The organism is Curtobacterium sp. C1 (assembly GCF_021049325.1).
Lineage (GTDB): Bacteria > Actinomycetota > Actinomycetes > Actinomycetales > Microbacteriaceae > Curtobacterium > Curtobacterium citreum.
In genome coordinates this window covers 1,448,491-1,473,823 of record NZ_CP088076.1, presented here as the reverse complement: position 1 = coordinate 1,473,823, position 25,333 = coordinate 1,448,491, and the positions used below count along the sequence as shown (strand labels likewise).

Below are 25,333 nucleotides of genomic sequence, written 5' to 3'. Positions count from 1 at the left end.
CAGCATCGGAGCGCGACCTCGCAGGGACCTCGGAACGGGACCCGGACTTCGTTCGAGATCTCGAGTGCTCTGAGAACGGCTGCGGGTCGGAGCTCCTGGTCAGCGCCGCGGCAGCCGCACCTCGGCCGCGGCACCGCCGGTCTCCCGGTTGCGCAGCGTCGCCGAACCGCCGGCGCGCTCGGCGGTGCCCCGGACGAGCGCGAGCCCGAGACCGCTGCCGCCCAGGGCGCTGTTCCGCGACGCGTCCGCCCGGGCGAACCGCTCGAAGGCGTGCGGCAGGAACGCGTCCGGCACACCGGGTCCGTCGTCGAGCACCCGGAGCACGAGCTCGTCGTCGCGCTGCGCGAGGTCGACCTGCACCGAGCCGCCCGTCGCCGCGGCGAGGGCGTTCGCGGTGAGGTTGTCGACCACCCGGGCGAACGCCGACCGACCGATGGCGTACCGGGCGTCACCGTCCGGCACCGCGGTGACGAAGTCGACCTCGGTGGTGACCGCCTCGGGCAGGGCGCGGGCGCGGTCGACGGACGCCATCAGCTCGGAGACCAGCTCGTCCGCCGTCGAGGTCACGTGCTCATCGGCCCCGTCGTCGAGCCGGCTGAGCTCGAGGAGCGACGCGGCGAGCGCCGACAGTCGGGCGGCGTCGCGTTCGGCGGCGGTCAGGTCGCCCTCGAGGGCGGGCGCGTCCCCGCTGTGCCGGTGGGCGAGCTCGAGTCGCGCGGTGAGGGCGGCGAGCGGTGTGCGGAGCTCGTGGGCGGCATCGGAGACCATGCGGCGTTCCCGGGCGGCGTTCTCGTGCTGCCGGTCGACGAAGCGGTTGAGGGTCCGGGCGAGGGCGGCGAGTTCGTCCTCGGCGGGTCCGACGGGCAGGTGTCCGTCCGCTCCCCCGTCGCCGAGGTCCTCGGCGCGGCGGCGCATCCGGGCGACCGGACGGAGGGCGAGCCCGGTGAGGACCCAGGCGGTGCCGGCGAACGCGGCGACGGCGAGCAGGGTGCCGACGACGAGCGAACGGTCGACGCGGCGGATGGTCTCCTGCCCGGGGCGGGTGTCCCGTGCCGCCCAGACGACGGTGTCACCGACCTGCTGACCGGCGACGACGTACGTGCGGCCGTCGGCGCGGACCTCGCGGGTCGCCGCGCGGTCGCCGTCCCCGTCTCCGCTGCCGTCCCGGTCCCGGTCCCGGTCGCCGTCCCCGTCGTCCTGGGGCCGACCGTCCGTGGGACCGGACGTGCCCGCGGTGGTGGGCAGTGCCTCCCGGACGCCCCGCGGGAGCGTGTCGACCACCCAGCGGCCGTCGGCTCGGATGCCGACCAGCACGCCGCGTGTGGGTTCGTCGGGCAGTTCGTCCGGGTTCTGCCGGAGGTCCTGGACGAACGGTGCCAGGTCGCTCGCGGCGAGCGAGCGGTCGGTGTCCTCGGTGGCCGTCCGGACCTGGTGGTGCAGCGCGACGGAGGCGGCGGACAGGACGACGAGGCCGACCGCGACGCTGCCCAGGGTGATGCGCGTCCGGATGCTGCGGCGGAGGAGCCAGCGCCTCACGGGTGGTGCACGTCCAGGGCGTAGCCGACACCGCGCACCGTGCGGATGGCGACGTCCGCATCGGCGGCGGCGAGCTTCTTGCGGACGTAGCTGACGTACTGGTCGACGATCGTCGGGTCGAAGTGCTCGGCGCTCCCCCAGACCTCCTCGAGCACGGCCGTACGGCTCCGGGGTTCCGGGCTGCCCTGGATGAGGAACCGGAGCAGGGAGAACTCCTTGACGCTGAGGGGCAGGTCGCGGCCGCGGACCGTCGCGCGCACGGCGACGGTGTCGAGCCGGACGGCGCCGGCCTGCGCCACGGTGGGGGTGCCGGCGGCGCGACGGCGCAGGTGTGCGCGGAGGCGGGCGTTCAGTTCGGCGATGGCGAACGGCTTGGTGAGGTAGTCGTCCGCGCCGGAGTCGAGCCCGAAGACGCGGTCGTCGACGGCGTCGCGGGCGGTGACGAGCACGACGGGCAGGTCCTTGCCGAGTTCCCGGAGTCGTCGGCACACCTCGAAGCCGCTCATCTCGGGGAGCATGACGTCGATCGCGGCGGCGTCGAAGTCCTCGGCGAGTGCCTGGCCGAGGGCGGCGTTGCCGTCCCGGACCAGGGTGACGTCGTGGCCCTCGTCGGTGAGGCCGCGTTCGACGAGGGTGCCCATCTCGGGGTCGTCCTCGACCACCAGGATCTTCGCCATCGTGTGTCCCCTCCCGGGTGTCCGTCGTCTGCGGTGGCGGCTGGCGGCGTCGGCCGGTGCCGCCGGCCGCTGCCGGTCGGCGCCGGCGTCAGACGACGCCGCTCGTCCCCAGGAGCGATCCGATCAGGAACGTGGCCGCCAGGGCGAGCGCCCCGCCGACGACGACGCGGATGGTCGCCCGTGGCACGGACCCCCCGCCGATCTTCGCACCGATCGCCCCGGTGAGCGCGAGGGCGAGGAGCACGACGACGAAGGTGACGGGGACCCGGACGGCGTCGGGCGGCAGCAGGATCGCGAGGAGCGGCAGGAGTGCCCCGACCGAGAACGCCACGGCCGAGGCGCCGGCGGCGTGCCAGGGGCTCACGACCTCGTCCTCGTCGATGCCGAGCTCCGTCGTGAGGTGTGCACGCAGGGCGTCCCGGTCGGTCAGCTCCGCGGCGACGCGCTCGGCGGTGTCCCGCTGGAGCCCGCGGTCCTGCCACAGCCGCGTGAGTTCCTCGAGCTCGGCGTCCGGGTCCTCGGCGAGCTCCCGGCGCTCCTTCTCGATCAGCGCGCGCTGGCTGTCGGACTGGCTGCTCACCGAGACGTACTCGCCGAGGGCCATCGACACCGCACCGCCGACCAGGGCCGCGATGCCGGCGGTGGCGATCGCCGGCACGGACGTCGACGCACCGGCGACGCCCACGACGATCGACGCGGTGGACACGATGCCGTCGTTCGCGCCGAGGACACCGGCGCGGAGCCAGTTCAGCCGCGACGACAGGTCGCCGGTGTGGGCCTCGCCGGGGTGCGGCTCGGCGGCCGACGGCTCGGCGGCGCGGGGCTCGGGTTCGCTCATGGGTCCGAGTGAACCAGGTCCGGCGGCCCGCGTTCGTGTGTGGTTTCGAGTGATCGCGGAGTGCGCTGATCGGCCCGTCGTGCGGGCGGTGTGCGGACACAGCCGGTTGCCTGGGGGCGAGGCGTCGGACGGACCGGCGCGCGAACCGGAAGGCCCCCTCGTGAACTGGCAGTTCGACGGCGTCCCGCTGCACCCCCTCCTCGTCCACCTGACCACCGTCTCGGTCCCGGTCGCCGCCCTGAGCGCCATCGTGGTCGCCGCGTGGCCCGCCGCCCGACGGTGGCTCGCGGTCGGTGCGCCGATCATCGCGCTCGTCGCCCTGGTGTCGGTGCCCCTGGCGACGTCGTCCGGCGAGTGGCTCGAGCACCGCGAGAAGGAGACCGCCCTGCTCGAACGGCACACCGAGCTCGCGGACGGACTGCTGCCGTGGTCGATCGCGGTGTTCGTGCTCGTGACGCTGTGGTGGGGGTGGCACCGGTTCGCCGCACCGCGCGTGACGAACACCGGGCTCGTGCGGGCCGTCGGCGTCGTCGGTCCGGTGCTGCTCGTCGCCGCCGGGATCGGCTCGATCATCGAGGTCGTCGTGATCGGCCACGCCGGCGCCGTGTCGGTCTGGAAGGGCTGACAGCCACCCAGCACGACCGGGCGGTCTGGACGGGCTGACAGCCTCCGACCGCACCCCTCCCGTGCTCCTCCCAGGCGGGGAGCGAAGCGTGACCACCGGCCCCCGCGTTCCGCGGACAGCATCGAACAGGAGCAGCGTTGAGCGAGAACAGCACGACCAGCAGCAACGGCGACCCGGACCACCGTGGCGCCGGGCACGGCGGCGCGGACCACCGCGACGCCGACGGCACCGACACCTGCAGCTTCCACATGGCCGGCTCCCTGCCGGCCGGCGGCGACCACCTGGGCGGCTCCTTCGGGCAGTCGCCGACCCTCGAGGCCTGGTACCCCCAGCGCCTCCGCGTCGAGCTCCTGCACCGCAACGGTGTGGACGCCGACCCGCTCGGTCCCGACTTCGACTACGCCGCGGCCTTCGCGACGATCGACCTCGAGGAACTCAAGCGCGACATCAAGACCCTCCTCACGACCTCGGTGGACTGGTGGCCCGCCGACTACGGCAACTACGGCCCGCAGATGATCCGGATGGCGTGGCACGCCGCCGGCACCTACCGCATCGCGGACGGCCGCGGCGGCGCGGGGACCGCGATGCAGCGGTTCGCCCCGATCGGCAGCTGGTGGGACAACGGCAACACCGACAAGTCCCGCCGCCTGCTCCAGCCGATCAAGCACAAGTACGGCAACGCCCTGTCCTGGGCGGACCTCATGGTCCTGACCGGCAACTGCTCCCTCGAGCTGATGGGTCTGCCGACGTACGGCTTCGGCGGCGGACGCCTCGACGCGTGGGAGCCGGACGACGGCACCTGGTGGGGCCCCGAGGTCTGGGACCCGCACGCCGTGACGAGCATGGACGAGATGGTCAGTCGTGACGAGCGCTGGCACGGGCAGAACGGCGACGCAGACTACGACCTGCAGAGCCCGCTGGCCGCGTCGCACCAGGCGCTCATCTACGTGAACCCCGAGGGCCCGTACGCGAACGGCGACCCGCTCGGCTCCGCCCGGGACATCCGGATCACGTTCACGCGGATGGCGATGAACGACGAGGAGACCGTCGCCCTGATCGCCGGTGGCCACGCGTTCGGCAAGAGCCACGGCATGGTGCCCGCGGCGAAGATCGGGCCGTCGCCGGAACTCGCACCCATCGAGTCGATGGGGCTCGGCTGGCACAACCCGCAGGGCGCCGGCAACGGCAAGGACACCTCGACGAACGGCATCGAGGGCAGCTGGACGCAGGACCCCACCCGCTGGGACAACAGCTACCTCGAGAACCTGTTCGGCCACGAGTGGGAGCAGACCCGCAGCCCCGCCGGTGCCCTCCAGTGGACGCCCGTCGACGCGGACGCCCCGCGCACGCCGGACGCCCACGTGCCCGGCGAGACCCACGCGCTCATGATGATGACGTCGGACCTCGCGCTGAAGGTCGACCCGGCCTACCGCGAGGTCTGCGAGCGGTTCCTCGCCGACTTCGACCTGTTCACGACCGCGTTCTCGAAGGCCTGGTACAAGCTGACGCACCGCGACATGGGGCCGAAGCACCGCTACCTCGGCCCGGAGACGACGATCTCCGACGAGCTGCTCTGGCAGGACCCGCTCCCCGACGCGACGGGCGCGCCCCTCGGCGAGGCCGACCTCGACACGCTCCGCCAGGCGGTCCGCGACACCGGGATCTCCGCCTCGGACCTCGTCGTCACCGCGTACTCCGCCGCGTCGACCTACCGCGACAGCGACAAGCGCGGCGGTGCGAACGGCGGCCGGATCGCCCTCGCGCCGCAGAAGGACTGGCCGGTGAACCGCCGGACCGTCCCCGTCGTCGAGGCGCTCCGCGGCGTCCAGGCCGACTTCGCCCGCGGCGGTGGCCACGTGTCCCTCGCCGACCTCGTCGTCCTCGCCGGCTGCGTCGGTGTCGAGGACGCCGCACGCGCCGCCGGCGTCGAGGTCACCGTGCCCTTCACCCCGGGCCGGGTGGACGCGACGCAGGAGCAGACCGACGTCGAGATGTTCGAGTGGCTCCGCCCGGTCGCCGACGGGTTCCGCAACCACGTCTCGGAACGCTTCGCGGACTTCGCCCCCGGGGTCGCGCCGGAGGCCGTCTTCCTCGACCGCGCGAACCTCATGACGCTCACCGCGCCCGAGTGGACGGTCCTGACGGGCGGGCTCCGCGTCCTCGGGGCGAACTGGGACGGCTCGTCGACCGGCGTCCTGACCGACCGGGTCGGGGCGCTCACGACGGACTTCTTCGTGAACCTGACGGACACCGACCTGGTGTGGACGAAGACCGACGACACCGAGACGACGTTCACCGGCACGGTGCAGGGCACCGGTGAGGAGCGCTGGACGGCGTCCCGCGCCGACCTGCTCTTCGGCTCGAACGCGCAGCTGCGCTCGATCGTCGACGCCTACGCGGGCAGCGACGGACACGAGCGGTTCGTCCGCGACTTCGTCGCGGCGTGGGACAAGGTCATGATGCTCGACCGGTACGACGTCAAGGGGCACCGCCGGTACGGACCGATGGCGGCGTGAGCCGTCGACGCAGCGGCGCGAGCCGGGCACGTGGCGCGACCGCGTGACGGACGGGAGGCGCGGTGCCAGCCGGCACCGCGCCTCCCGTCCGTCAGCCGGTCACCATCCACCGTCCGCACTCGCCCCCGGTGTGGGGCATCGACCGTCGGTGGAGACCGGCAGAATGTGGAGGGCATGCCCACCGATGCCGCGCTCCCGCACGACGTCGACCGCCGCAGTACCTCGATCGACGAGGCGGTCGCGTTCTACGAGCGCGTCTACGACAGCCCGGACATCAACGTCGGGCGCGCGGTGCCCGACGGGTTCTCCTGGCGCTACCGAGCCGTCGGCGACGACGAGGTCACGGTCGGCACCTCGTCCGTGGGCGCGAACCGCTGGGGCACGGTCGGGCAGGGCACCGGGTACGTGCTCGCCTGGGCGACGGCTCCCGGGCTGACGCTCGACTCGGCGTCCCGCGACCCCCTGCAGATGCAGCCCGGCGTCCCGGTGATGTACCCGGTCGGACGCGACTTCGCGTTCGAGGCACTCCCCACCACGCAGCACCTCATCCGGTTCGACAGCGGCTTCCTCGAGTCCGTCGCCGCGGCCCGTCGCGCCACCGTGCCCGGCCCCCTGACGTTCACCAGCACGACGGATGCCGCGCACCTCGAACACCTCCGTGGCCTCATCCGTGCCGCCGCGCCGGAGCTCCTCGACCCCGGTACCGACCGGGACCGCCGTGCGGCCCTCAACATGCTCGTCGCCGAGTCGGTCGTCGACGCGTACGACGCCGCGCCGACGGTCGACGTCGCCCTGTTCGAGGGCCCGGCGACGATGCGGTTCGCGCAGGAGTGGATGATCGCGAACGCACACCGGCCGATCACCGGGACCGACGTCGCGCGCGCTGCGGGGGTCAAGGCCCGCGCCCTGCAGGCGACCTTCCAACGGCACGCCGACACCACACCGATGGCGTTCCTCCGCCAGGTCCGGCTGCACCGGGTGCGGGCGCAGCTGGTGGCCGGCGACCCGACGACCACGACCGTCGCGGCCACGGCGGGCGCGTGGGGGTTCGCGCACCTGGGTCGGTTCGCCGCGTTCTACGCAGAGTCGTTCGGGGAGCGACCGTCCGAGACGCTCCGACGGGTTCAGCGCCTCGGTTGACCGGGCCGCTCGTCCTCCGGATGGTCGTCGTCGACGGACTCGACGGGTGCGAGCGAGTTGACGAAGTCGTCCACGAACCGCCGGTGGTCGTGGTCGTGTGGTCCGGGCTGCTGGGAGGGCACCGTGCCACCCTAGGCGAATTCGCTAGATCGCCTAGCGATCCGTCCACCCGGCGCGGCGCGCGCTCCGCGTCGGGCGTGCCGCGCGGCGGACGTTCTGCGGTCAGGGCGCGACGAAGAAGTCGCCGTACGTCGGTTCGACCGGCACGTCCTCGTGCAGACGCCGCAGGACCATCGCCGCGATCTCGTCCGGGTGGCTCATCCCGCGGCGGTGCCACTCGACCGCCTGCGACCGGGGGTCCACCGGGTGCTCGTGCTCGGTCACGCCGGCACCAGGACGACGACGAGGACCGAGGCGGCGGCGGTGGCCAGGGCGAGAGCGAAGGCCGTCGCCCCCGCGGCGACCAGCCGGAGGCGCGGCACACCGCTGTGCGCGACGTGGATCGCGGGGATCGTCGTCGGTTCCATGTCGGGCCGCCTCACTGCTGCGCCGGGGAGCGCTCGTCACCAGCATGACGCCTCGAGGTTAGTTTGCCTAACTACGTTCGGGAACCGGATGGCGGCCGACGCGGAGCGCAGCACGCGGACGGATCGGTGTCCCGCATCGCCGCTCACCGATCGGCCGGCTCCCGCACCGAGTCTCGGCCCCAGCGACGAGTTCCGCGTACCCGGGTGCGAGACTCGTCGCACCGCCCGAGACTCGGCCGGCGCCGGTCGCGCACCAGTGGGCCCTGCCGGGATCGAACCGACGACATCCACGGTGTAAACGTGGCGCTCTACCAGCTGAGCTAAAGGCCCCTGCCGCCGATCCTACCGGGACCGGTCAGCGCTGCCGAGACGTCAGGCGTCCCCGAACCGGTCGACGAGCTCCCGCTTGAGCACCTTCCCGCTCGGCCCGAGCGGGAGCGCGTCGAGGACGTGCACGACCCGCGGGTACTTGTAGACGGCGATCTCGTCGGCGACGAAGTGGATGAGCTCGTCCGTGGTGACGGTCGCTCCGTCACGCAGGACCACGGCCGCGGCGACCTCCTGCCCGTGCACCTCGTGCGGGATCCCGAACACGGCGGCCATGGTCACGTCGGGGTGCGACGCGAGGACCTCTTCGACCTGCCGCGGGTACACGTTGTAGCCGTTCCGGATGATCATGTCCTTCGTCCGGTCGACGATCGTCAGGTACCCGTCGTCGCCCTTCGTGCCGAGGTCGCCGGTGCGGAACCACCCGTCCACCATCACGGCGGCGGTGTCCTCCGGGCGGTTCAGGTACCCGTTCATCAGGTTGTGCCCGCGGATCACGAGCTCGCCGATCTCCCCGTTCGGCATGAACCGGACCGCGTCGGTGACCTCGGGGTCGGCGATCTCGATGTCGACGCCCCAGATCGGCGTCCCGATCGTCCCGGGATGCGGCGCGGTGCCGACGTGGTTGAAGGACGCGACGGGCGAGGTCTCGGTCAGGCCGTAGCCCTCGTGGATCGGCGCGTCGTACACCTGCTGGAACTTCTCGAGCACGGCGAGCGGGAGCGACGCGCCACCGGAGATCGCGTAGCGCAGGGCCGGGCGGGCCTCGCTGCGGGCGGCCGCGTCGAGGAGCGCCATGTACATCGTGGGGACGCCCATGAAGATCTCGCAGCCGTGCTCGACCATGGCGGCGAGTGCGGCGTCGCCGTCGAACTTCGGCAGCATCACGATCGTTGCGCCGGCGCGGAAGCCGGTGTTCATGGTGCAGGTCTGCCCGAAGGTGTGGAACAACGGGAGCGCCCCGAGCAGCACGTCGCCGCGGTGCATGTCGAACGTGCTCATCAGGTTCGTGTTGACCTGCTCGAGGAGCGCGAAGTGCGACCCCTCGGCGCCCTTGGGGCGCCCGGTCGTGCCGCTCGTGTACAGGATCGTGGCCGTGTCGAACGGGTCCCGGGGCACGTAGGTGGTGAGGGGCTCGCTCGACCCGGCCAGTGCCTCCAGTCGGTCGTGGCCGTCCGCGGAGTCCGCCGGTGCGAGCACGGTGACCACGTCGACACCGGCGAGGTCGGCGCCGGCGGCGCCCTCGGCGAGGAGCGGGGCGGCGCAGACCAGCAGTCGCGCGCCGCTGTCGCGGAGCACGTACTCGATCTCCTTCCGCTTGAGCAGTGCGTGCACGGGGACGACGACCGCGCCGAGCGCGAGCGTGGCGTAGTAGACGCGGGCGAAGTCGGCGACGTTCGGGACGAGCATGGCGACGCGGTCGCCCTCGGCGACGCCGCGGGCGCGGAGCGCACCCGCGTAGCCGAGCGTCTCGGCCCACAGCTCGGCGTAGGTGGTCCGGCGGTCACCCACGATGACGGCGACGTCGTCGGGGTAGCGGCTCGCGGACTCGGCGAGGATCGCGGCGACGGACGCGGTCGCCTGCGTGGTGCGCGTCCCGGCGGCGGTGCTGGACGCGGGGTGCTCGGTGGTGCTGGTCATGCCGACCTTCCGTCTCGTGTGACGACTGCTCACGACGGAGCCTACGTCCCGGCCGCGGGCGGCGTCCGTGCGCCCCGCCGGGAGCGCCCGGCCGGCTCGGTCGGGGCCTGCCGGCTCCGACGGGGCCGTGCGCCTGTACCCCGGTGCGGGCGCGGCTGCCGGTACTGTTCGGCGCACCGCAACAGGAGGTTTGCTCGTGGCCGAAGGCGACACGTACGACGCGACGGGGTACTGGTACCCCGACCGGCCGTCCCGGTCCGGCGTCGAGGTCCTGACCCTGATGCGGCGCTACCGCGCCGCCGAGGTCGCGATGCGCGAGCGGACGCGGCGGTCGATGAAGATGAACGCCACGGACATGGAGGCGGTCCGCTTCCTCCTGCGCGCCGGCGAGCGTGACGAGCAGGTCCGCCCAGGCGACCTCGCGGCCCACCTCGGCATCACGTCCGCGTCGACCACCGCGGTGGTGAAGCGCCTGGTCGCGTCCGGGCACGCCGAGCGCCGCGCGGACCCCGCGGACGGACGCGGTGCGCTGCTCGTCGCGACGGGGTACACCGACGAGGAGGTCCGGACCGAGCTCACCGACGTGCACGCCCGGATGATCGCCGCCGCCGAGCGGCTGTCGCCGCAGACCGTCGACGAGATGGCCGGGTTCTTCACGGAGCTGATCGCCGCGATGGAGGACGACGGATCAGAGGCGCGTGACCCGCTGTCCCATATGCGTACGCATCCACATCAGTAGTTAGACAAACTAGAGAAACCAGCGCATGCTGGACCCAGCCACCGAGACGGTGGTCTCCGACGACACGGAAGGGCCGGCCATGAGCACCATCGACGCGACGCACTCGCAGTTCTCCGAAGTCCGCGAGGCAGCAAGGGGCCGCCTGCTCGCCGCCGTCGCGACGAGCCTCGGCATCGTCGCCGTGACCGTCGCCACCGCTGCCGTCACCGTCGTCACCCTGGGGGCCTGAGCACGATGGTCCACCTCCGCGAACTCAGCGAGCTCCAGCGCCACCCGCACGAGTGGCACCGACGCGGGATGCGCCACCCGGACGAGATCGACGCCCTCGTGCACCACCGCACGATCGGGGACGTGCCGCAGGAGCCGTCGTACGGGGACTTCTTCCGCGCGGTCTGACGCCGCGCCGGTCTGGGTGGCTCAGCTCCGCCGGTCGTCCGCCCGCCGGCCGACCGACCGCAGCTCCGGGAACTGCTCGTCCCGCCACTCCCCCGCCACCGGTACCCCGTCGGCCACGGCGCGCTCCTCGCGCTCCCGCAGCTCGACCCGCCGGATCTTCCCCGAGATCGTCTTCGGCAGCTCTGCGAACTCGACCCGACGCACCCGGGCGTAGGCCGGCAGCGACGTCCGGGCGTGCCCGAGCACCGCGCGGGCGGTCTCGGCGGACGGCTCCCATCCCGCGGCGAGCGCCACGTAGGCCTTCACCACGTTGAGGCGGGCGTCGTCAGGTGCCGGCACGACCGCGCTCTCGGCCACGGCGGGGTGCTGCAGCAGGGCGCTCTCGACCTCGAACGGTGACACCTTGTAGTCCGAGGACTTGAACACGTCGTCGGTCCGCCCGATGAACGTCAACTGCCCGTCGGCGTCCCGGCTCGCGATGTCGCCGGTGTGGAAGGAACCGTCGCGCATCGCGTCGTCCGTGCGGGCCGGGTCGCCGAGGTAGCCCGACATCAGGTTCGTCGGACGCTCGGTCAGGTCGAGGCAGACCTCGCCCTCGTCACCCGGCTCCCCGGTGAGCGGGTCGAGCAGCACGACGGAGACGCCGGGCAGCGGCTGCCCCATCGCCCCGGGGGTGACCGGGGAGCCGGGGACGTTGCCGATGATCGCGGTCGTCTCGGTCTGCCCGTAGCCGTCGCGGATGGTGAGCCCCCACGCCGCCTGGACCCGCGCGATGACCTCGGGGTTGAGCGGCTCGCCCGCCGAGACGACCTCGCGCAGCGCCCGCGGCTTCGGCCCGAGGTCCGACTGCAGCAGCATCCGCCACGCGGTCGGCGGCGCGCAGAAGGTGTCGACGCCGTCCTGGTCGAGCCGGGCGAGGAGCCCCGCCGGGTCGAACCGCGGGGTGTCGTAGACGTAGACGGTGGCCTCGGCGATCCACGGCGAGAAGAAGCAGCTCCACGCGTGCTTGCCCCAGCCGGGCGAGCTGATCGCCAGGTGCACGTCACCGGGGCGCAGCCCCAGCCAGTGCATGGTGCTCAGGTGTCCGACCGGGTACGAGGTCTGCGAGTGCACGACCATCTTCGGCTTGGACGTCGTGCCCGAGGTGAAGTACACCAGGCACGGGTCGGTGGTCAGGGTCGTGACGACCGGTCGCTGCTCGTCGGCCGGTGCGGGCTCGCCGAGGTCCGTCGGGTACGAGCGCCACCCCTCCACGTCGCCGCCGATCACGATGCGGGACTCCGCCCCGGTCACGCCGTCGAACTTCGGCGTCTCGCCGCGGTTCGTCACCACGTGCGCGACGGCGCCGCGGTCGACGCGGTCCTGCAGGTCCGCGGTGTCGAGCATGGTGGAGGTCGGCAGGATCACGGCGCCGAGCTTGATGACGGCGAGCATGGTCTCCCACAGCTCGAGCTGGTTGCCGAGCATGACGAGCACGTGGTCGCCCTTCCGGACGCCCCAGCGGTCCAGGTGCACCGCGAGCCGGTCCGACCGCGCGGCCATCTCGGCGTAGGTCGTGCGGGAGCCGCCGTCCCCGTCCACGATCCACAGCGCCACCCGGTCGTTGTCCCGCGCGACCACGTCGAACCAGTCGGTCGCCCAGTTGAAGGTCGGGCCGAGGTCCGGCCACCGGAACGCACGGCGCGCGGCGTCGGCGTGGACGGGGTCCTGCTCGTCGAGGACGGCGAGGAGCTCGTCCCGGGCGGCACGGTAGGCGGTGGTCGGGTTCGTGGAGGGCACCGGTCGATCATGCCCGATGCGGGCGGGGATGCGCAGCGCTCCCGCATCGGACGGGGGTACGGTCGCACGCGTGGACGGTGTCGGTGTGGTCGACGAGGCCGGGCGGCTGCGGCTGCTCGGCGCCGCCGTGGCGGGCGCCGCGTTCGGCGGCGTGCTCGCCGTGCTCCTCGCGTCGTCGTGGACGGCCGCGACCACCGGTCTGCTCGTCGGGGTCGGCGTCCCCGCCGGCGCGGTCGGCGCCGGGATCGGCGTGTGGTCGCAGCTCCGGAGCTGGCGCACCGCCGGCGGCTACGAGCAGAGCGTCCGTGCCCAGCGGTGGGTCGCCGACGGCGCCGTGCCGCCCGGCGTCCCCGCCGAGACCTGGGTTCCGCTCCTGCAGGCACAGGCGGACCGCGAGGGCGCCGGCTGGAGCAAGATCGTGCTCTGCGTCCTGTGGAGCCTCATGACGTGGTCGGCCGAGCCGCAGCACGGACCGGTCCTGACGGTCCTGCTCGTCGGCCTGTGGGTCGGCATCGGCGCCTGGTCGGCGCTCTGGGTGATCCCCCGGGCTCGCGCTGCGCGCGCGGTCCTCCGTCGCGGGGTCACCACCGTCCCCTGACCGGGTCGGCCTGGAGGCACGCCCCACCGCCGCCACGCCCGTCGGGCGGACGTCGCTCGGCGGGGGACGGACAGACCGCGGCGACCCCACGGTGGCGTGACTACGCTCGGCCGCATGCAGAGTCGCACCCTCGGCCGTACCGGCCGCTCCGTGTCCGTCGTCGGTCTCGGCACCTGGCAGTTCGGCGGCGACTGGGGTCCCGTCAGCGAGCAGGACGCGAACGCCGTCATGGACGCCTCCGTCGAGGCCGGCGTGACCCTGTTCGACACCGCCGACGTCTACGGCGACGGGCGGAGCGAGCAGCTCATCGGCGCCTGGCGCCAGGACCACCCCGACGTCCCGCTGACCGTCACGACGAAGATGGGCCGCCGTTCCGAGCAGGTCCCGTCGAACTACGTCGCCGCGCACTTCCGCGAGTGGGTCGACCGCTCCCGGGGGAACCTGCGGCAGGACACCCTCGACCTGGTCCAGCTGCACTGCCCGCCGACGCCCGTCTACGAGGACGACGCCGTGTACGACGCGCTCGACGCCCTCGTCGCCGACGGGTCCGTCGCCGCCTACGGTGTCTCGGTCGAGACCGCCGACCAGGCGCTCACGGCGATCGCCCGACCGAACGTGGCGACCGTGCAGGTCATCCTCAACGCCTTCCGCCTGAAGCCGCTGGACCGGGTGCTCCCCGCGGCGCGCGAAGCGGGTGTCGGCATCCTCGCCCGCGTCCCGCTCGCGTCGGGACTGCTCTCCGGCAAGTACACGACGGACACGACCTTCCCGGAGCAGGACCACCGCAACTACAACCGGCACGGCGAGGCCTTCGACCAGGGCGAGACCTTCAGCGGCGTCGACTTCGCCGACGGGGTCCAGGCCGCGCAGGCCTTCGCCGCGGCGCTCCCGGAGGGCGTGTCCGTCCCGCAGGCCGCGCTCGCGTGGATCATCGCGCAGGAGGGTGTCACGGCAGCGATCCCCGGGGCGCGCAACCCGGAGCAGGCCCGCTCGAACGCCGACGCGGCGGACCTCGGCGAGGTGCCGGGGCTCGACGCCACGGTGCACGAGCTCTACGACCGGTGGTTCCGCGCCGCCGTGCACGACCGGTGGTGACGACCACACGACCCGGCCGGGCCGGAGGCCGCGCCCGAGGCGCCCGGCCGACGGCGCCCCGCGCCGTCGTCGTGACGCTCGTCGCGGCGGTCGCCGTCCTGCTGCTGGCCGTCTGCACGGCGCCGGCGGCGGGGACGACCCGCACCGTGCCTCCCTGGCCGGCGCCCACCGACCTGCAGACGCGAGCCGACGCGGCGGGCCTGCACGACGTGTGGGGCGAGCCGCTGGCGGAGCACGTGCACACCCACCTCACCATCCTGGACGGCGACGTGCCGGTGACGGTGCCGGCGAACGTCGGCCACTCCGACCGCGAACGGTTCGCCGCGGAGCTGCACACCCACGACACGTCGGGCATCCTGCACGTCGAGTCCCCCGAGCGACGGACGTTCACGCTCGGCCAGTTCTTCGACGAGTGGGACGTGTCGCTCGGCGCCGGGCACGTCGGCGGGCTGCGGGGCGAACTCACCGTCTGGGTCGACGGCCACCGGTACCTCGGCAACCCGCGCTCGATCGCGCTGACCGACCGCCGGCAGATCGTGCTCGCCGTGGCCGGGATCGGGCAGGTCCCGCACCTGCCGCAACCGTTCGACTGGCCGCCGCAGTACCGCTGAACGATCCGGACGACCAGGGGCGCGCCCCCACGCCGTACGCTCGCACCGTGATGGCCATCCGCACCGGCACCGATCTCGCCGCCGTCGACGACGTCGTCGCGGCCGTCGCCGCACACGGCGAGCGCTACCTGTCCCGCGTCTTCACCGTCCGGGAACGTGCCGACACCGGGGACGACCCGGAACGCCTCACCGCGCGGTTCGCCGGGAAGGAGGCGGTGCTCAAGCTGCTCCGCCCCGCTCGCGACGAGGCGGTCCCGCTCCGCGACGTCGCGATCGTGCTCGACGCGGACGGCGCCCCCACGGTGGAGCTGTCCGGCCGGGCCGCAGCGCTCGCGGACGCCATCGGCTGCGGTGCGATCGCGGTGTCGCTGTCCCACGAACGGGGACTCGCGGTCGCGACCGCGGTCGCGCTGACCCAGCGCTGACGACGGCCGGTCCCGCGTCGGGGCTGGTCGGGCCCGGAGGCGTGCGGTTTCCCGCACCCGCACGGCGGCTTCCCGAGGCCCGGTCGTCCCTATGGTGGCGGGCATGGACCAGGACCCGAACCCCGTCGCCACCGCTGTCGCACCCGACGCCAGCGAGGTCGAGCAGGTCGTGCGCGGCGCCCTGGCGGACCACGGCCGGCTCGCCGTGGACGCCCGGGACGTCGCCTCGATCGCGGACCTCTACACGCTCGGTCTGACCTCGCACGCATCGGTGACCGTGATGCTCGCGATCGAGGACGACCTCGACACCGAGTTCCCGGACGCGCTGCTGCACCGCTCCACCTTCGCCACGGTCGAGGCCCTCGTCGCCGCGGCCACCACGGCGCTCGTCGGCACCGGCACCCCGACGGGGGCGGCAGCGTGAGCGCCCCGGTGCTCGACCGCCCCGCCGGGTCCGGCCCGGGTGTTCCGGCCGTCGCGAGCGCACCGGCCGTCGCGGCTGCACCCGCCGCCGCGGCCGAAGGGGCTCCCGCGGACCGCTTCGCCGAACGTGCTGCCCGGGTCGCCGAGGTCGCCGCCCGCCACGCGGACGAGGTCGACCGGGACGCCCGACCCCCGCGCGAGGCCATCGCCGCGATGCGCGAGCACGGCCTGCTCGCCGCCGCGGTGCCCGTCCGGCTCGGTGGCGAGGGCGCGACCCTCGCCGAACTCTCCCGCATCGCGACCACCCTCGGCCGCTCGTGCGCCGCGACCGGCATGGTGTTCGCGATGCACCACGGCCAGGCGATGGCCCTCTGGCGACACGGCGGCCCCTCGACCGGGATCGCCCGCACGGTCGACGCCGTCCGTGACGGGGCGCTCGTGGCGTCCGCGACCACCGAGCGCGGCGTCGGCGGCGACACCCGCCGCAGCACCTGCGCCGTCGAGACGACCGCCGACGGCCGCGTGCACCTGCACAAGGACGCGCCGGTGATCTCGTACGCCACCGAGGCCGACGCGGTCCTCGTCACCGCGCGCCGCTCCCCCGACGCGGCACCGTCCGACCAGCGCCTGGTCGTGTGCCTGCCGTCGGACACCACGCTGACGCAGACGTCGACGTGGGACACCCTCGGCCTCCGCGGGACGTGCAGCCACGGCTGGGTGCTCGACGCCGACACGGACGCCGACCTCGTGCTCCCCGAGGACTACGCCACGATCTCCGCGACGACGGTCCTGCCGGTGTCGCACGTCCTCTGGGCCTCGGTCTGGCTCGGCATCGCCGCCGACGCCGCCGACCGTGCCCGCGCCGCGGTCCGGAAGCAGGCCCGCGCCTCGCTCGGCACGACCCCGCCGTCCGCCCTGCGGCTCGCCGAGCTGCTCGTCGACCTGCAGGCGCTCGGCGACACCGTCCGCCGGTCGGCCGACCGCTTCGACGAGGCCGCCGACGACCCGGAGACCCTCGGGTCGCCCGCCCACGCCCTCGCCGCGAACGCCCTCAAGGTCGGCGCCTCCGAGCGCGTCACCGACCTCGTCACCCGCGCGCTCCGCATCGTCGGGATCGCCGGGTACGCCGCGAGCGGCCCGACCAGCCTCGGCCGCCACCTCCGCGACGCGCACGGCGCCGCGGTGATGGTGGCCAACGACCGCCTCCTCGCCGCCGACGCCGACCTCGCCCTCATGACGGGAGCACTGCTGTGACCATCACCCAGCCCACGACCCAGCCCGACACCGACCAGGCCCCCACCGCGCTCGACGCCGCGCGCGCCGACCTCCGCGGACGCCTGCTCGCCGACGGGGTCCTGCTCGACCTCGGCTCCCCCGGGCTCTACGGCCGCACGGGCGTCTTCGAGCGCGTGTACGCCGCCGTCGACGCCGCGGCGGTCCGGAGCCAGGCCGACCTCGACGCCGACGTCCTGCGCTTCCCGCCCGTCGAGCCCCTCGCCGCCTTCGAGCGCACCGACTACATCGCGTCCTTCCCCGACCTCGCCGCCGCCGTGTCCGGCTTCACGGGCGACGACCGCGCCCACCGCGCACTCCTGGCGGCCCGCGACCGCGGCGAGCGCTGGGAGTCGTTCCTCGAGCCCGCCGACCTCATGCTGACCCCGGCGGTCTGCCACCCCGTCTACGGGCTGATCGGCGACGTCGTGCCCGCCGGCGGCCGGAACCTCGACGTCCTCGGCGACTCGTTCCGCCGCGAACCGTCCCTCGACCCGATGCGGCTGCAGGCCTTCCACATGCACGAGTTCGTGCATGTCGGCACCCCGGCGTCCGCCCGGGCGCACCGCGACGACCGCATCCCCGGCATGCGCGCGCTGCTCGAGTCCTTCGGTCTCGGCATCGACGTCGTCCCCGCGAACGACCCGTTCTTCGGACGGGTGGGGCAGGTCCTCGCCCGCAACCAGGTCGAGCAGTCGCTCAAGTTCGAGTTCGTCACGCACGTCTACGGCCCGGACCTGCCCGAGACGGCGATCAGCTCGGCGAACCTGCACGAGGACCACTTCGGCACGTCGTTCGGCCTCCGCACCGAGGACGGCGCGGTCGCGCACAGCGCCTGCCTGGCCTTCGGCCTCGAGCGCATCACGATCGCCCTGTTCGCGCTGCACGGCACCGCCCCGGACCGCTGGGACGGCGACGTCCGCGCGGCCCTCGGCCTGTGAGCACGCACCACGGCTGGTCCGGTCGCCCCGCGATGCGGGTCGCCGTCCAGCTCCCCGACGCCGCGCGCGCTGGCGTCGTCCTCTGCCCGCCGCTCGGGCAGGAGGGCGTGATCGCGTACCGCACGCTCCGCCTGCTGGCGGACGGCCTGGAGGATCGTGGCGTGGCCTCGGTACGCTACGACCCGTCCGGACGTGGCGACTCCGCCGACGACGCGGCTCCGGACGCGCAGGTGCGTTCCGCCCGGGACGCAGCGGCGCTGCTCCGCCGCGCGGGCGTCGAGCGCATCGCCTTCGTGGGACTCGCGTCGGCCGCGCTCGTCGGGGCGGCCGCTGCGACGGACGACGACGCGCTCGTCGTCTGGGATGCCCCGGCCTCCGGCCGAGCATGGCTCCGGGGCCAGCGTGCCCTCGCGGCCGTGTCGGTCAGCGGCGCGCTCACGGTGGACGGGGTCGAGTCGCTCGTCGGGATCGACCTCCCGCCGGCCGAGGTCGCGGTCGTCGAGGCACTGACCTACCCGGCGCGGAGCGGTCCGACGATCGCGGTCGTCCGGCCGGGCTCCCGCGCGCCCCGGGCCCTCGGGTCGGCCGAGGTGCTCGAGGTCCCGGGCACCGCGGAGCTGCTCGACGGCACGAGCATCGACGCGCGGATCCCCGGGGCAGCGGTCGCCAGGATCGTCGACCGGCTGGACGCCTGGGCACCCGCGGTCGCGACGCCGACCACGGCGCCGGCGCTCGACGAGGTCCTCGACGTCGACGACCGCGTCGCCGAGCGCATCCTCCGGATCGGCCCGCACGGGCTGTTCGCCGTCGAGACGGTGTCGTCGGCGCAGGACGAGGACGCCCCCGTCGTCGTCCTGCACAACGGCGGTGCCGAACACCGCACGGGCGCCACCGACTACCAGGTCGACCTCGCCCGGGCCCTGGCCCGCGACGGCGTCCGGGTGGTCCGGGTCGACCGCCGCGGCACGGGCGAGAGCTCACCGGTGCACGCGGACGAGCAGGCGTTCCTGTTCGCCCAGGAGTGGCTGGACGACCAGCGAGCCGTCGTGGCCGCGCTGCGCGTGCCCGCCGAGCGACTGGCGATCGTCGGGATGTGCGCCGGCGCCTGGCTCGCCGGCCGAGCGGTCGAGGAGCACCCGCGGCTCGTCGTCGAGATCAGCCCGAACGACTACCGCCGCACCCCGGCCGCGCCGGGGTCGTACGCCGAGACCGCACAGGGGGTCGCGGACGCCTCCCCGCTGCGCCGTTGGCTGCGTGGTCCGTACAACCGCTGGGTCCCGGCCGGTCTCCGTGACCGCATCGCTCGTCGGGGTGCCCTGGGCAGCGTGGTCGGCCACCTCGGACCCGTCCTCGACCGCGGCACCGACGTCGTGGTCGTGGCCACCCCCGAGGACGTCGCACTGTTCGACCGGTTCGGCGGGCGCCGTGCGGTCCGACGGTGGGGTGCCCGGCTGACCGTCGTCGAGGTCCCGGACGGCGACCACGCGCTCTTCTCCCCCGGGATGCGACGGACCGTCGTCGCCGAGGTGCGGTCGCGGGTCGCCGAGACGTTCCCCGCACGGGCCCTGTCCCGCTGAACGCGTCAGGACGTCCGTCAGGGAGTCGGCAGCAGCCCGGTGAACCGCGCGACGGCCGCGGGGTGCTCGACGTGCGCGAAGTGACCGCAGTCCTCGAGCACCGCCGTGCGCACGGCGGGCAGGAGTGCGCGCAGGTCGTCGAGGTCGGACGGTCGGGCGAACACGTCCCCGCGCCCGACGACCGCCGCGACCGGCACGGTGACCGTCCGCCAGCCGTCGACGTCGTACCCCGCGGCGGCGCGGGCGGTCAGGGCGAACAACTCCGGGCGGAACTCCTGCACGAACGCGTCGAGCACGCTCCGGTCGAGCCGCCGCACGTGGGCGAACACCGGGGCGGCCAGCAGCGGCAGCAGCCCGACGCGGGCGAGCCCGCGGAGCATGCCGCGTGCCGCACCACCCGTGACGAGCACGCCAGCGCGGAGCAGCGTGAACGCCGGCAGGGTCCGGAGCGCGCGGAACGGGTGGGCGGCGGCCCTGATGGTCGCCGTCGTGGTCCCGGAGACCAGCCCGAGCGAGCGCACGCGGTCCGGGGACGTCCGGGCCAGGTGGAGCCCGACGAACGCGCCCATCGAGTGCCCGACGACGTCCGCGGCGGCCACCCCGAGCGCGTCGAGCACGTCCACGACCACCCGGGCTCCCGCGTCGACGTCCACGGGGCGCTCCGGCGGCGGCGACGCACCCCAGCCCGGCAGGTCGAGGAGCACGAGCCCCCGGCCGTCGACGCCGTCGGCGGCCCGGAGCACCGGCGTCCAGGTCGTCCACGACCCCGCGACGCCGTGCAGCAGCACGACGGGACGCGGGCCCGGTCGGTGGTGCACCACGACCGGTCCGACGCCGGTCCGGACGACCGTACGACGCAGCGACCACGTGGTCGGGTCGGCCGTCACCGGGTACGGCGCGTAGTCCTCGTCCAGTGGACCGGGGACGGGGTCAGCCGACCGGGACGGGCGCGGTGCAGGCGGCGAGCCGGTCGAGCGCCGCGCGGTACTCCGCGACGTCGCGCTGCAGACCGGGCTCGGTGATGATCGACGCCTTGATGCGGCCCTGCACGTCGATGACGAAGGTCGCGCGGGTGGCGAAGCCCTTCTTCTCGAGGAAGACGCCGTACTCCTTCGACACGGCGCCGTGCGGCCAGAAGTCGGCGAGCAGCTCGAAGTCGTAGCCGTGCTGCTCCGCGAACGACCGCAGCGTGGCCTTCGAGTCGACGGAGACGCCGATGAGCTCGACCCGCTGGTCCTCGAACATCGCGATGTTGTCCTGCAGGGTGCACAGCTCGTTGGTGCAGCCCGACGAGAACGCGAGGGGGAAGAAGACGAGGGCGACCGGGCGGACGCCGCGGAAGTCGCTGAGGCGGACGTGCTCACCGAACTGGTTCGGGAGTTCGAAGTCCGGCGCGATCGAGCCGATCTCCAGGGCCATCGGTGCGTGCTTCTTCCTCGGGCGTGGGGTGTGCCCGTGTCGCGTGTGCAGGCGCGGGTCGCGCGTGCACGATCGGCAATCGTACGCCGACGGCACCCGAATGCAAGCGCGTGTCCACCTGCGCGTCACCATCAGGCTGCCGGTCGGTGGTGGGGCCTAGAGTGGTGTGGGTTTCCCCGCCGGTCGCGACCCGACACGAACGGGAACCACCATGTCCACCACCACGAGAACGAACGAGGTCAAGGGTGACGGTGAACGACCAGGACCCGCGCAGCACCGCAGGGACCGACCAGGACCCGGAGGAGACCGCAGAGTGGCGTGAATCGCTCGACGGTCTCGTCGCGACGCACGGCCACCAGCGGGCCCGCGAGATCATGCAGAGCCTGCTGAAGCGCTCGAACGAGCTGCACCTCGGCGTGCCGATGGTCCCGACGACCGACTACGTCAACACGATCGCGCCGGAGGACGAGCCGGAGTTCCCCGGCGACGAAGAACTCGAGCGCCGCTACCGCCGGTGGATCCGCTGGAACGCCGCGATCACCGTGCACCGCGCGCAGCGCCCCGGCATCGCCGTCGGCGGCCACATCTCGACCTACGCGTCGAGCGCCGCGATGTACGAGGTCGGCTACAACCACTTCTTCCGCGCGCAGGACCACCCGTCCGGCGGCGACCAGGTGTTCTTCCAGGGCCACGCCTCCCCCGGCATGTACGCCCGCGCCTACATGGAAGGCCGCCTCAGCGAGGACCAGCTCGACGGCTTCCGCCAGGAGAAGTCGCACGCCGGTGGCGGCCTGTCGTCGTACCCGCACCCGCGCCTCATGCCGCACTTCTGGCAGTTCCCGACCGTGTCGATGGGCATCGGCCCGATCAACGCGATCTACCAGGCCCAGCAGGCCAAGTACCTCACCAACCGCGGCATCAAGGACGCCGGCGACCAGCAGGTCTGGGCGTTCCTCGGCGACGGCGAGATGGACGAGGTCGAGTCGCGCGGTCAGCTGCAGGTCGCGGCGAACGACGGGCTCGACAACCTGAACTTCGTCATCAACTGCAACCTCCAGCGCCTCGACGGCCCGGTGCGCGGCAACGGCAAGATCATCCAGGAGCTCGAGGCGTTCTTCCGCGGTGCCGGATGGAACGTCATCAAGGTCGTGTGGGGCCGCGAGTGGGACGACCTGCTCGCGCGCGACACCGACGGCGCGCTGCTCAACCTGATGAACGCCACGCCGGACGGCGACTACCAGACGTACAAGGCCGAGAACGGCGCCTACGTCCGCGAGAACTTCTTCGGGCGCGACCCGAAGGCGCTCGAGCTGGTCAAGGACTACTCGGACGACCAGATCTGGAACCTCAAGCGCGGTGGCCACGACTACCGCAAGGTCTACGCCGCGTTCAAGGCCGCGACCGAGCACAAGGGCCAGCCGACCGTCATCCTCGCGAAGACCGTCAAGGGCTACGGCCTCGGCCCGAGCTTCGAGGGCCGCAACGCGACCCACCAGATGAAGAAGCTCACGCTCGACAACCTCAAGCAGTTCCGCGACGAGATGCGCATCCCGATCTCCGACGCGCAGCTCGAGGAGAACCCCTACACGCCGCCGTACTACCACCCCGGCAACGACGACGAGGCGATCCAGTACATGCACGAGCGTCGCCGTGAGCTCGGCGGCTACGTGCCGGAGCGCCGGACGAAGTACACGCAGTTCACCCTCCCCGAGGACGCGAAGTACCAGGTCGTGAAGAAGGGCTCCGGCAAGCAGGAGGTCGCCACGACCATGGCGTTCGCGCGCCTGCTCAAGGACCTGCTCCGTTCCCCGGACTTCGGCGACCGCGTGGTCCCGATCATCCCGGACGAAGCACGCACGTTCGGCATGGACGCGTACTTCCCGACCGCCAAGATCTACAACCCGAACGGCCAGCACTACACCTCGGTCGACCGCGAGCTCCTCCTGGCCTACAAGGAGAGCCCGCAGGGCCAGATCGTCCACGTCGGCATCAACGAGGCGGGCGCACTCGCGGCGTTCACCGCGATCGGTACCTCGTACTCGACGCAGGGCGAACCGCTCATCCCGGTCTACGTCTTCTACTCGCAGTTCGGGTTCCAGCGCACCGGCGACGCCATCTGGGCGGCGGGCGACCAGATGGCCCGCGGCTTCATGATCGGCGCCACGGCCGGCCGCACCACGCTGACCGGCGAGGGCCTGCAGCACGCCGACGGCCACTCGCTGCTCCTCGCGGCGACGAACCCGGCGGTCGTGTCCTACGACCCGGCGTACGGCTACGAGATCGGGCACATCGTCCGCTCCGGCCTCGAGCGCATGTACGGCACGAACGAGGACGGCTCGCCGAAGCACGCCGACCCGAACGTCATGTACTACCTGACGGTTTACAACGAGCCGCTCGTGCAGCCGGCCGAGCCCGAGGGCGTCGACGTCGAGGGCATCGTCAAGGGCATGTACCTGCTCAAGCCGAGCGAGCACGACGGCCCCAAGGCCCAGCTGCTCGCGTCCGGTGTCGCGGTGCCGTGGATCCTCGAGGCGCAGCAGCTCCTCGCCGAGGACTGGGGCGTGTCCGCCGACGTCTGGAGCGTCACGAGCTGGGGTGAGCTGTACCGCGACGGTCTCGACGCGGAGCAGCACGCGTTCCTCAACCCGAACGAGCAGCCGCGCACCCCGTACGTGACCGAGCGCCTGCTCGGCACCGAGGGCCCGGTCGTCGCAGTGAGCGACTTCATGCACCAGGTGCAGGAGCAGATCCGCCCGTTCGTGCCGACCGACTACGCGACCCTCGGCGCCGACGGCTTCGGCTTCTCGGACACGCGTCCGGCCGCCCGCCGCTTCTTCCACATCGACGGCCCCTCGGTCGTCGTGCGGACGCTGCAGCAGCTCGCCCGCCAGGGCAAGGTCGACCAGGCCGTCGTCCAGCAGGCGATCGACCGCTACCGCCTGCACGACGTCACCGCCGGCACGACCGGCAGCGCTGGCGGCGAGAGCTGATCAGCAGGTGAGCACCCCCCGCACCGACACCGCCGTGGGCCGGGAGAGCGATCGCGACCGCGCGCTCTCCTGGCTCCGGCAGGTGTCGGGCGAACTCTCGACCGCGACCATCAAGCGGCTCGAGGACACCCTCCCGTGGTACAGCGAGATGCCCCCTGGGCGCCGCTCGGCCGTCGGGCTCGTGGCCCAGGCCGGCATCACGTCGTTCATCTCCTGGCTCGAGGGCAGCGCGTCGACGCCGTGGATCGCGGCCGCCGACGTCTTCGGCTCCGCGCCGCGCGAGCTCCTGCGCTCGGTGAGCCTGCAGCAGACCCTGCAGCTCATCCGCGTGGTGGTCACCGTCGTCGAGGAACGTGCCAAGGACGACGAGATGCTGCAGGAGGCGATCCTGAAGTACTCGCGGGACATCGCCTTCGCGGCAGCCGACGTCTACGCCCGCGCGGCCGAGGCCCGTGGGCTCTGGGACGCCCGGCTCGAGGCCCTCGTCGTCGACTCCATCCTGTCCGGCGAGTACGACGACGAACTCCCCTCCCGCATCGCGGCGCTCGGCTGGCACGGCCACGGCGAGGTCGCGGTCCTGGTCGGCAACGCCCCGAAGCAGCTCGAGGTCGACCAGATCCGGCGGACCGCACGGCACATGGACGCCGACGTGCTCATCGGCGTCCAGGGATCGCGGCTCGTGGTCGTCATCGGCCGCGCCACCCCGCGGGACGACGTCCCCGAGGGCGAGGAGCCCGTCTCCTTCACCGCCATCGCGCAGGCCCTCGAACCGTCCTTCGGCGAGGGCCACCTGGTCCTCGGCAACGAGGTCCCCGGGGTCGTCGACGCCTCGACCAGCGCGAAGGGCGCCCTCGCCGGGTTCGCCGTCGCGCGGGCCTGGCGCGGCGCCCCACGCCCGGCGCTGGCGGACGACCTGCTGCCCGAACGGGCCCTCGCCGGCGACCCGCTGGCCCGGTCCGCCCTCGTCCAGCGAATCTACGTGCCGCTCAAGGACCAGTCCACCGAGCTCCTCCAGACGCTCTGGTGCTACCTGGACACCGGCCGGTCGCTCGAGGCCACGGCCCGCGAGCTCTTCGTGCACCCGAACACCGTGCGCTACCGGCTCCGCCGCGTCGCCGACGTCATCGGGTGGGACGCCACGCACGCCCGCGACGCCCTCATCGTGCAGTCGGCGCTCATCCTCGGCGCCATGTCCGAGTCGAACACCGGCCGCCGGCGGCCTGCCGCGCGACGATAGGGAT

General features: G+C 73.4%; 26 protein-coding genes and 1 tRNA gene. 16 read left to right on the top strand and 11 right to left on the bottom strand.

Going from position 1 to position 25,333, the window contains the following annotated elements:
• Positions 1–99 precede the first annotated feature (99 nt).
• The 3 genes from LQK89_RS07155 to LQK89_RS07145 form a co-directional block, all read right to left on the bottom strand.
• On the bottom strand, positions 100–1,536 hold the full coding sequence (locus tag LQK89_RS07155; protein ID WP_231050583.1) for an ATP-binding protein: 1,437 nt from the start codon (positions 1,534–1,536) through the stop codon (positions 100–102).
• Complete coding sequence (locus LQK89_RS07150; RefSeq protein WP_058741368.1) at positions 1,533–2,213, bottom strand: response regulator transcription factor; 681 nt, start codon at positions 2,211–2,213, stop codon at positions 1,533–1,535. Before LQK89_RS07150 ends, LQK89_RS07155 begins: the two co-directional genes overlap by 4 nt.
• An 88-nt stretch (positions 2,214–2,301) precedes the next feature.
• Positions 2,302–3,051, bottom strand: a complete 750-nt coding sequence (locus LQK89_RS07145; protein WP_141861271.1) for a VIT1/CCC1 transporter family protein — start codon at positions 3,049–3,051, stop codon at positions 2,302–2,304.
• A gap of 160 nt (positions 3,052–3,211) precedes the next feature.
• On the opposite strand from LQK89_RS07145, the gene LQK89_RS07140 reads away from it, so the two are divergent.
• The 3 genes from LQK89_RS07140 (at position 3,212) to LQK89_RS07130 (ending at position 7,332) form a co-directional block, all read left to right on the top strand.
• Positions 3,212–3,676, top strand: coding sequence for a DUF2231 domain-containing protein (locus LQK89_RS07140; protein ID WP_058741366.1), 465 nt, complete (start codon positions 3,212–3,214; stop codon positions 3,674–3,676).
• Between the two features lie 248 nt (positions 3,677–3,924).
• On the top strand, positions 3,925–6,192 hold the full coding sequence (katG, locus tag LQK89_RS07135; protein ID WP_058741374.1) for a catalase/peroxidase HPI: 2,268 nt from the start codon (positions 3,925–3,927) through the stop codon (positions 6,190–6,192).
• Between the two features lie 174 nt (positions 6,193–6,366).
• Positions 6,367–7,332, top strand: a complete 966-nt coding sequence (locus LQK89_RS07130) for an AraC family transcriptional regulator (RefSeq protein WP_152999450.1) — start codon at positions 6,367–6,369, stop codon at positions 7,330–7,332.
• Here LQK89_RS07130 and LQK89_RS07125 read toward each other — a convergent pair.
• The 5 genes from LQK89_RS07125 to LQK89_RS07105 all read right to left on the bottom strand — a co-directional run bounded on the left by LQK89_RS07125 (position 7,317) and on the right by LQK89_RS07105 (position 9,827).
• Positions 7,317–7,454, bottom strand: a complete 138-nt coding sequence (locus LQK89_RS07125) for a hypothetical protein (RefSeq protein ID WP_174778373.1) — start codon at positions 7,452–7,454, stop codon at positions 7,317–7,319. The two genes, LQK89_RS07130 and LQK89_RS07125, sit on opposite strands and share 16 nt — an antisense overlap.
• A gap of 100 nt (positions 7,455–7,554) precedes the next feature.
• Entirely contained in the window at positions 7,555–7,716 is a 162-nt protein-coding gene (locus LQK89_RS07120; protein ID WP_175326305.1) for a hypothetical protein, read from the bottom strand.
• Positions 7,713–7,859, bottom strand: coding sequence for a hypothetical protein (locus LQK89_RS07115; RefSeq protein WP_175326304.1), 147 nt, complete (start codon positions 7,857–7,859; stop codon positions 7,713–7,715). The genes LQK89_RS07120 and LQK89_RS07115 overlap by 4 nt, the downstream gene beginning before the upstream one ends.
• Positions 7,860–8,116: 257 nt before the next feature.
• Positions 8,117–8,189, bottom strand: a tRNA-Val gene (locus LQK89_RS07110).
• Positions 8,190–8,231: 42 nt separating this feature from the next.
• Positions 8,232–9,827, bottom strand: coding sequence for a long-chain-fatty-acid--CoA ligase (locus tag LQK89_RS07105; protein WP_174778370.1), 1,596 nt, complete (start codon positions 9,825–9,827; stop codon positions 8,232–8,234).
• Between the two features lie 196 nt (positions 9,828–10,023).
• Between LQK89_RS07105 and LQK89_RS07100 the strand changes: the two genes are divergently transcribed.
• The 3 genes from LQK89_RS07100 (at position 10,024) to LQK89_RS07090 (ending at position 10,962) form a co-directional block, all read left to right on the top strand.
• Entirely contained in the window at positions 10,024–10,566 is a 543-nt protein-coding gene (locus LQK89_RS07100) for a MarR family winged helix-turn-helix transcriptional regulator (protein ID WP_231050582.1), read from the top strand.
• Between the two features lie 79 nt (positions 10,567–10,645).
• On the top strand, positions 10,646–10,795 hold the full coding sequence (locus LQK89_RS07095) for a hypothetical protein (RefSeq protein WP_167510048.1): 150 nt from the start codon (positions 10,646–10,648) through the stop codon (positions 10,793–10,795).
• 5 nt (positions 10,796–10,800) lie between these two features.
• A complete protein-coding gene (locus LQK89_RS07090) occupies positions 10,801–10,962 on the top strand; it encodes a hypothetical protein (RefSeq protein ID WP_174778368.1) in 162 nt (53 codons plus the stop codon).
• Positions 10,963–10,983: 21 nt separating this feature from the next.
• On the opposite strand, the gene LQK89_RS07085 is transcribed toward LQK89_RS07090, so the two are convergent.
• Positions 10,984–12,741: an AMP-binding protein gene (locus LQK89_RS07085; protein WP_231050581.1), complete on the bottom strand. Its 1,758-nt coding sequence runs from the start codon at positions 12,739–12,741 to the stop codon at positions 10,984–10,986.
• A 70-nt stretch (positions 12,742–12,811) separates the two neighbouring features.
• On the opposite strand from LQK89_RS07085, the gene LQK89_RS07080 reads away from it, so the two are divergent.
• The 8 genes from LQK89_RS07080 (at position 12,812) to LQK89_RS07045 (ending at position 19,683) form a co-directional block, all read left to right on the top strand.
• Positions 12,812–13,339, top strand: coding sequence for a hypothetical protein (locus LQK89_RS07080; RefSeq protein ID WP_231050580.1), 528 nt, complete (start codon positions 12,812–12,814; stop codon positions 13,337–13,339).
• A gap of 114 nt (positions 13,340–13,453) precedes the next feature.
• Positions 13,454–14,434, top strand: coding sequence for an aldo/keto reductase (locus LQK89_RS07075; RefSeq protein ID WP_231050579.1), 981 nt, complete (start codon positions 13,454–13,456; stop codon positions 14,432–14,434).
• The gene (locus LQK89_RS07070) at positions 14,431–15,045 is read left to right on the top strand and encodes a hypothetical protein (protein ID WP_231050578.1); all 615 of its coding nucleotides are present in this window, start codon (positions 14,431–14,433) and stop codon (positions 15,043–15,045) included. The genes LQK89_RS07075 and LQK89_RS07070 overlap by 4 nt, the downstream gene beginning before the upstream one ends.
• 50 nt (positions 15,046–15,095) lie before the next feature.
• Positions 15,096–15,470, top strand: a complete 375-nt coding sequence (locus LQK89_RS07065; protein WP_231050577.1) for a holo-ACP synthase — start codon at positions 15,096–15,098, stop codon at positions 15,468–15,470.
• A gap of 103 nt (positions 15,471–15,573) precedes the next feature.
• The gene (locus tag LQK89_RS07060) at positions 15,574–15,894 is read left to right on the top strand and encodes an acyl carrier protein (protein ID WP_114851008.1); all 321 of its coding nucleotides are present in this window, start codon (positions 15,574–15,576) and stop codon (positions 15,892–15,894) included.
• On the top strand, positions 15,891–17,147 hold the full coding sequence (locus tag LQK89_RS07055; RefSeq protein ID WP_206609164.1) for an acyl-CoA dehydrogenase family protein: 1,257 nt from the start codon (positions 15,891–15,893) through the stop codon (positions 17,145–17,147). The genes LQK89_RS07060 and LQK89_RS07055 overlap by 4 nt, the downstream gene beginning before the upstream one ends.
• Positions 17,144–18,106, top strand: coding sequence for an amino acid--[acyl-carrier-protein] ligase (locus tag LQK89_RS07050; protein ID WP_208738901.1), 963 nt, complete (start codon positions 17,144–17,146; stop codon positions 18,104–18,106). Before LQK89_RS07055 ends, LQK89_RS07050 begins: the two co-directional genes overlap by 4 nt.
• A complete protein-coding gene (locus LQK89_RS07045) occupies positions 18,103–19,683 on the top strand; it encodes an alpha/beta fold hydrolase (RefSeq protein WP_231050576.1) in 1,581 nt (526 codons plus the stop codon). The genes LQK89_RS07050 and LQK89_RS07045 overlap by 4 nt, the downstream gene beginning before the upstream one ends.
• Before the next feature lie 17 nt (positions 19,684–19,700).
• On the opposite strand, the gene LQK89_RS07040 is transcribed toward LQK89_RS07045, so the two are convergent.
• The gene (locus LQK89_RS07040) at positions 19,701–20,570 is read right to left on the bottom strand and encodes an alpha/beta fold hydrolase (RefSeq protein ID WP_231050575.1); all 870 of its coding nucleotides are present in this window, start codon (positions 20,568–20,570) and stop codon (positions 19,701–19,703) included.
• A 43-nt stretch (positions 20,571–20,613) separates the two neighbouring features.
• Positions 20,614–21,102 carry a peroxiredoxin gene (locus LQK89_RS07035; protein ID WP_058741353.1) on the bottom strand — a complete coding sequence of 163 codons (489 nt, stop codon included), beginning with the start codon at positions 21,100–21,102 and terminating at the stop codon, positions 20,614–20,616.
• Between the two features lie 245 nt (positions 21,103–21,347).
• On the opposite strand from LQK89_RS07035, the gene aceE reads away from it, so the two are divergent.
• Together aceE and LQK89_RS07025 are read left to right on the top strand one after the other, a co-directional pair.
• Positions 21,348–24,092, top strand: a complete 2,745-nt coding sequence (aceE, locus tag LQK89_RS07030; protein ID WP_231050574.1) for a pyruvate dehydrogenase (acetyl-transferring), homodimeric type — start codon at positions 21,348–21,350, stop codon at positions 24,090–24,092.
• A gap of 7 nt (positions 24,093–24,099) precedes the next feature.
• On the top strand, positions 24,100–25,329 hold the full coding sequence (locus LQK89_RS07025; RefSeq protein WP_141861245.1) for a PucR family transcriptional regulator: 1,230 nt from the start codon (positions 24,100–24,102) through the stop codon (positions 25,327–25,329).
• The last annotated feature ends 4 nt before the right edge of the window (positions 25,330–25,333 follow it).

Bases quoted from the DNA above. Each gene is read 5' to 3' on its own strand.
- LQK89_RS07075 (WP_231050579.1), top strand. From the start codon at position 13,454: ATGCAGAGTCGCACCCTCGGCCGTACCGGCCGCTCCGTGTCCGTCGTC.
- LQK89_RS07095 (WP_167510048.1), top strand. From the start codon at position 10,646: ATGAGCACCATCGACGCGACGCACTCGCAGTTCTCCGAAGTCCGCGAG.
- LQK89_RS07145 (WP_141861271.1), bottom strand. From the start codon at position 3,051: ATGAGCGAACCCGAGCCCCGCGCCGCCGAGCCGTCGGCCGCCGAGCCG.
- LQK89_RS07130 (WP_152999450.1), top strand. From the start codon at position 6,367: ATGCCCACCGATGCCGCGCTCCCGCACGACGTCGACCGCCGCAGTACC.
- katG (WP_058741374.1), top strand. From the start codon at position 3,925: ATGGCCGGCTCCCTGCCGGCCGGCGGCGACCACCTGGGCGGCTCCTTC.
- LQK89_RS07060 (WP_114851008.1), top strand. From the start codon at position 15,574: ATGGACCAGGACCCGAACCCCGTCGCCACCGCTGTCGCACCCGACGCC.
- LQK89_RS07150 (WP_058741368.1), bottom strand. From the start codon at position 2,213: ATGGCGAAGATCCTGGTGGTCGAGGACGACCCCGAGATGGGCACCCTC.
- LQK89_RS07090 (WP_174778368.1), top strand. From the start codon at position 10,801: ATGGTCCACCTCCGCGAACTCAGCGAGCTCCAGCGCCACCCGCACGAG.
- LQK89_RS07115 (WP_175326304.1), bottom strand. From the start codon at position 7,859: ATGGAACCGACGACGATCCCCGCGATCCACGTCGCGCACAGCGGTGTG.
- LQK89_RS07105 (WP_174778370.1), bottom strand. From the start codon at position 9,827: ATGACCAGCACCACCGAGCACCCCGCGTCCAGCACCGCCGCCGGGACG.
- LQK89_RS07035 (WP_058741353.1), bottom strand. From the start codon at position 21,102: ATGGCCCTGGAGATCGGCTCGATCGCGCCGGACTTCGAACTCCCGAAC.
- LQK89_RS07065 (WP_231050577.1), top strand. From the start codon at position 15,096: ATGGCCATCCGCACCGGCACCGATCTCGCCGCCGTCGACGACGTCGTC.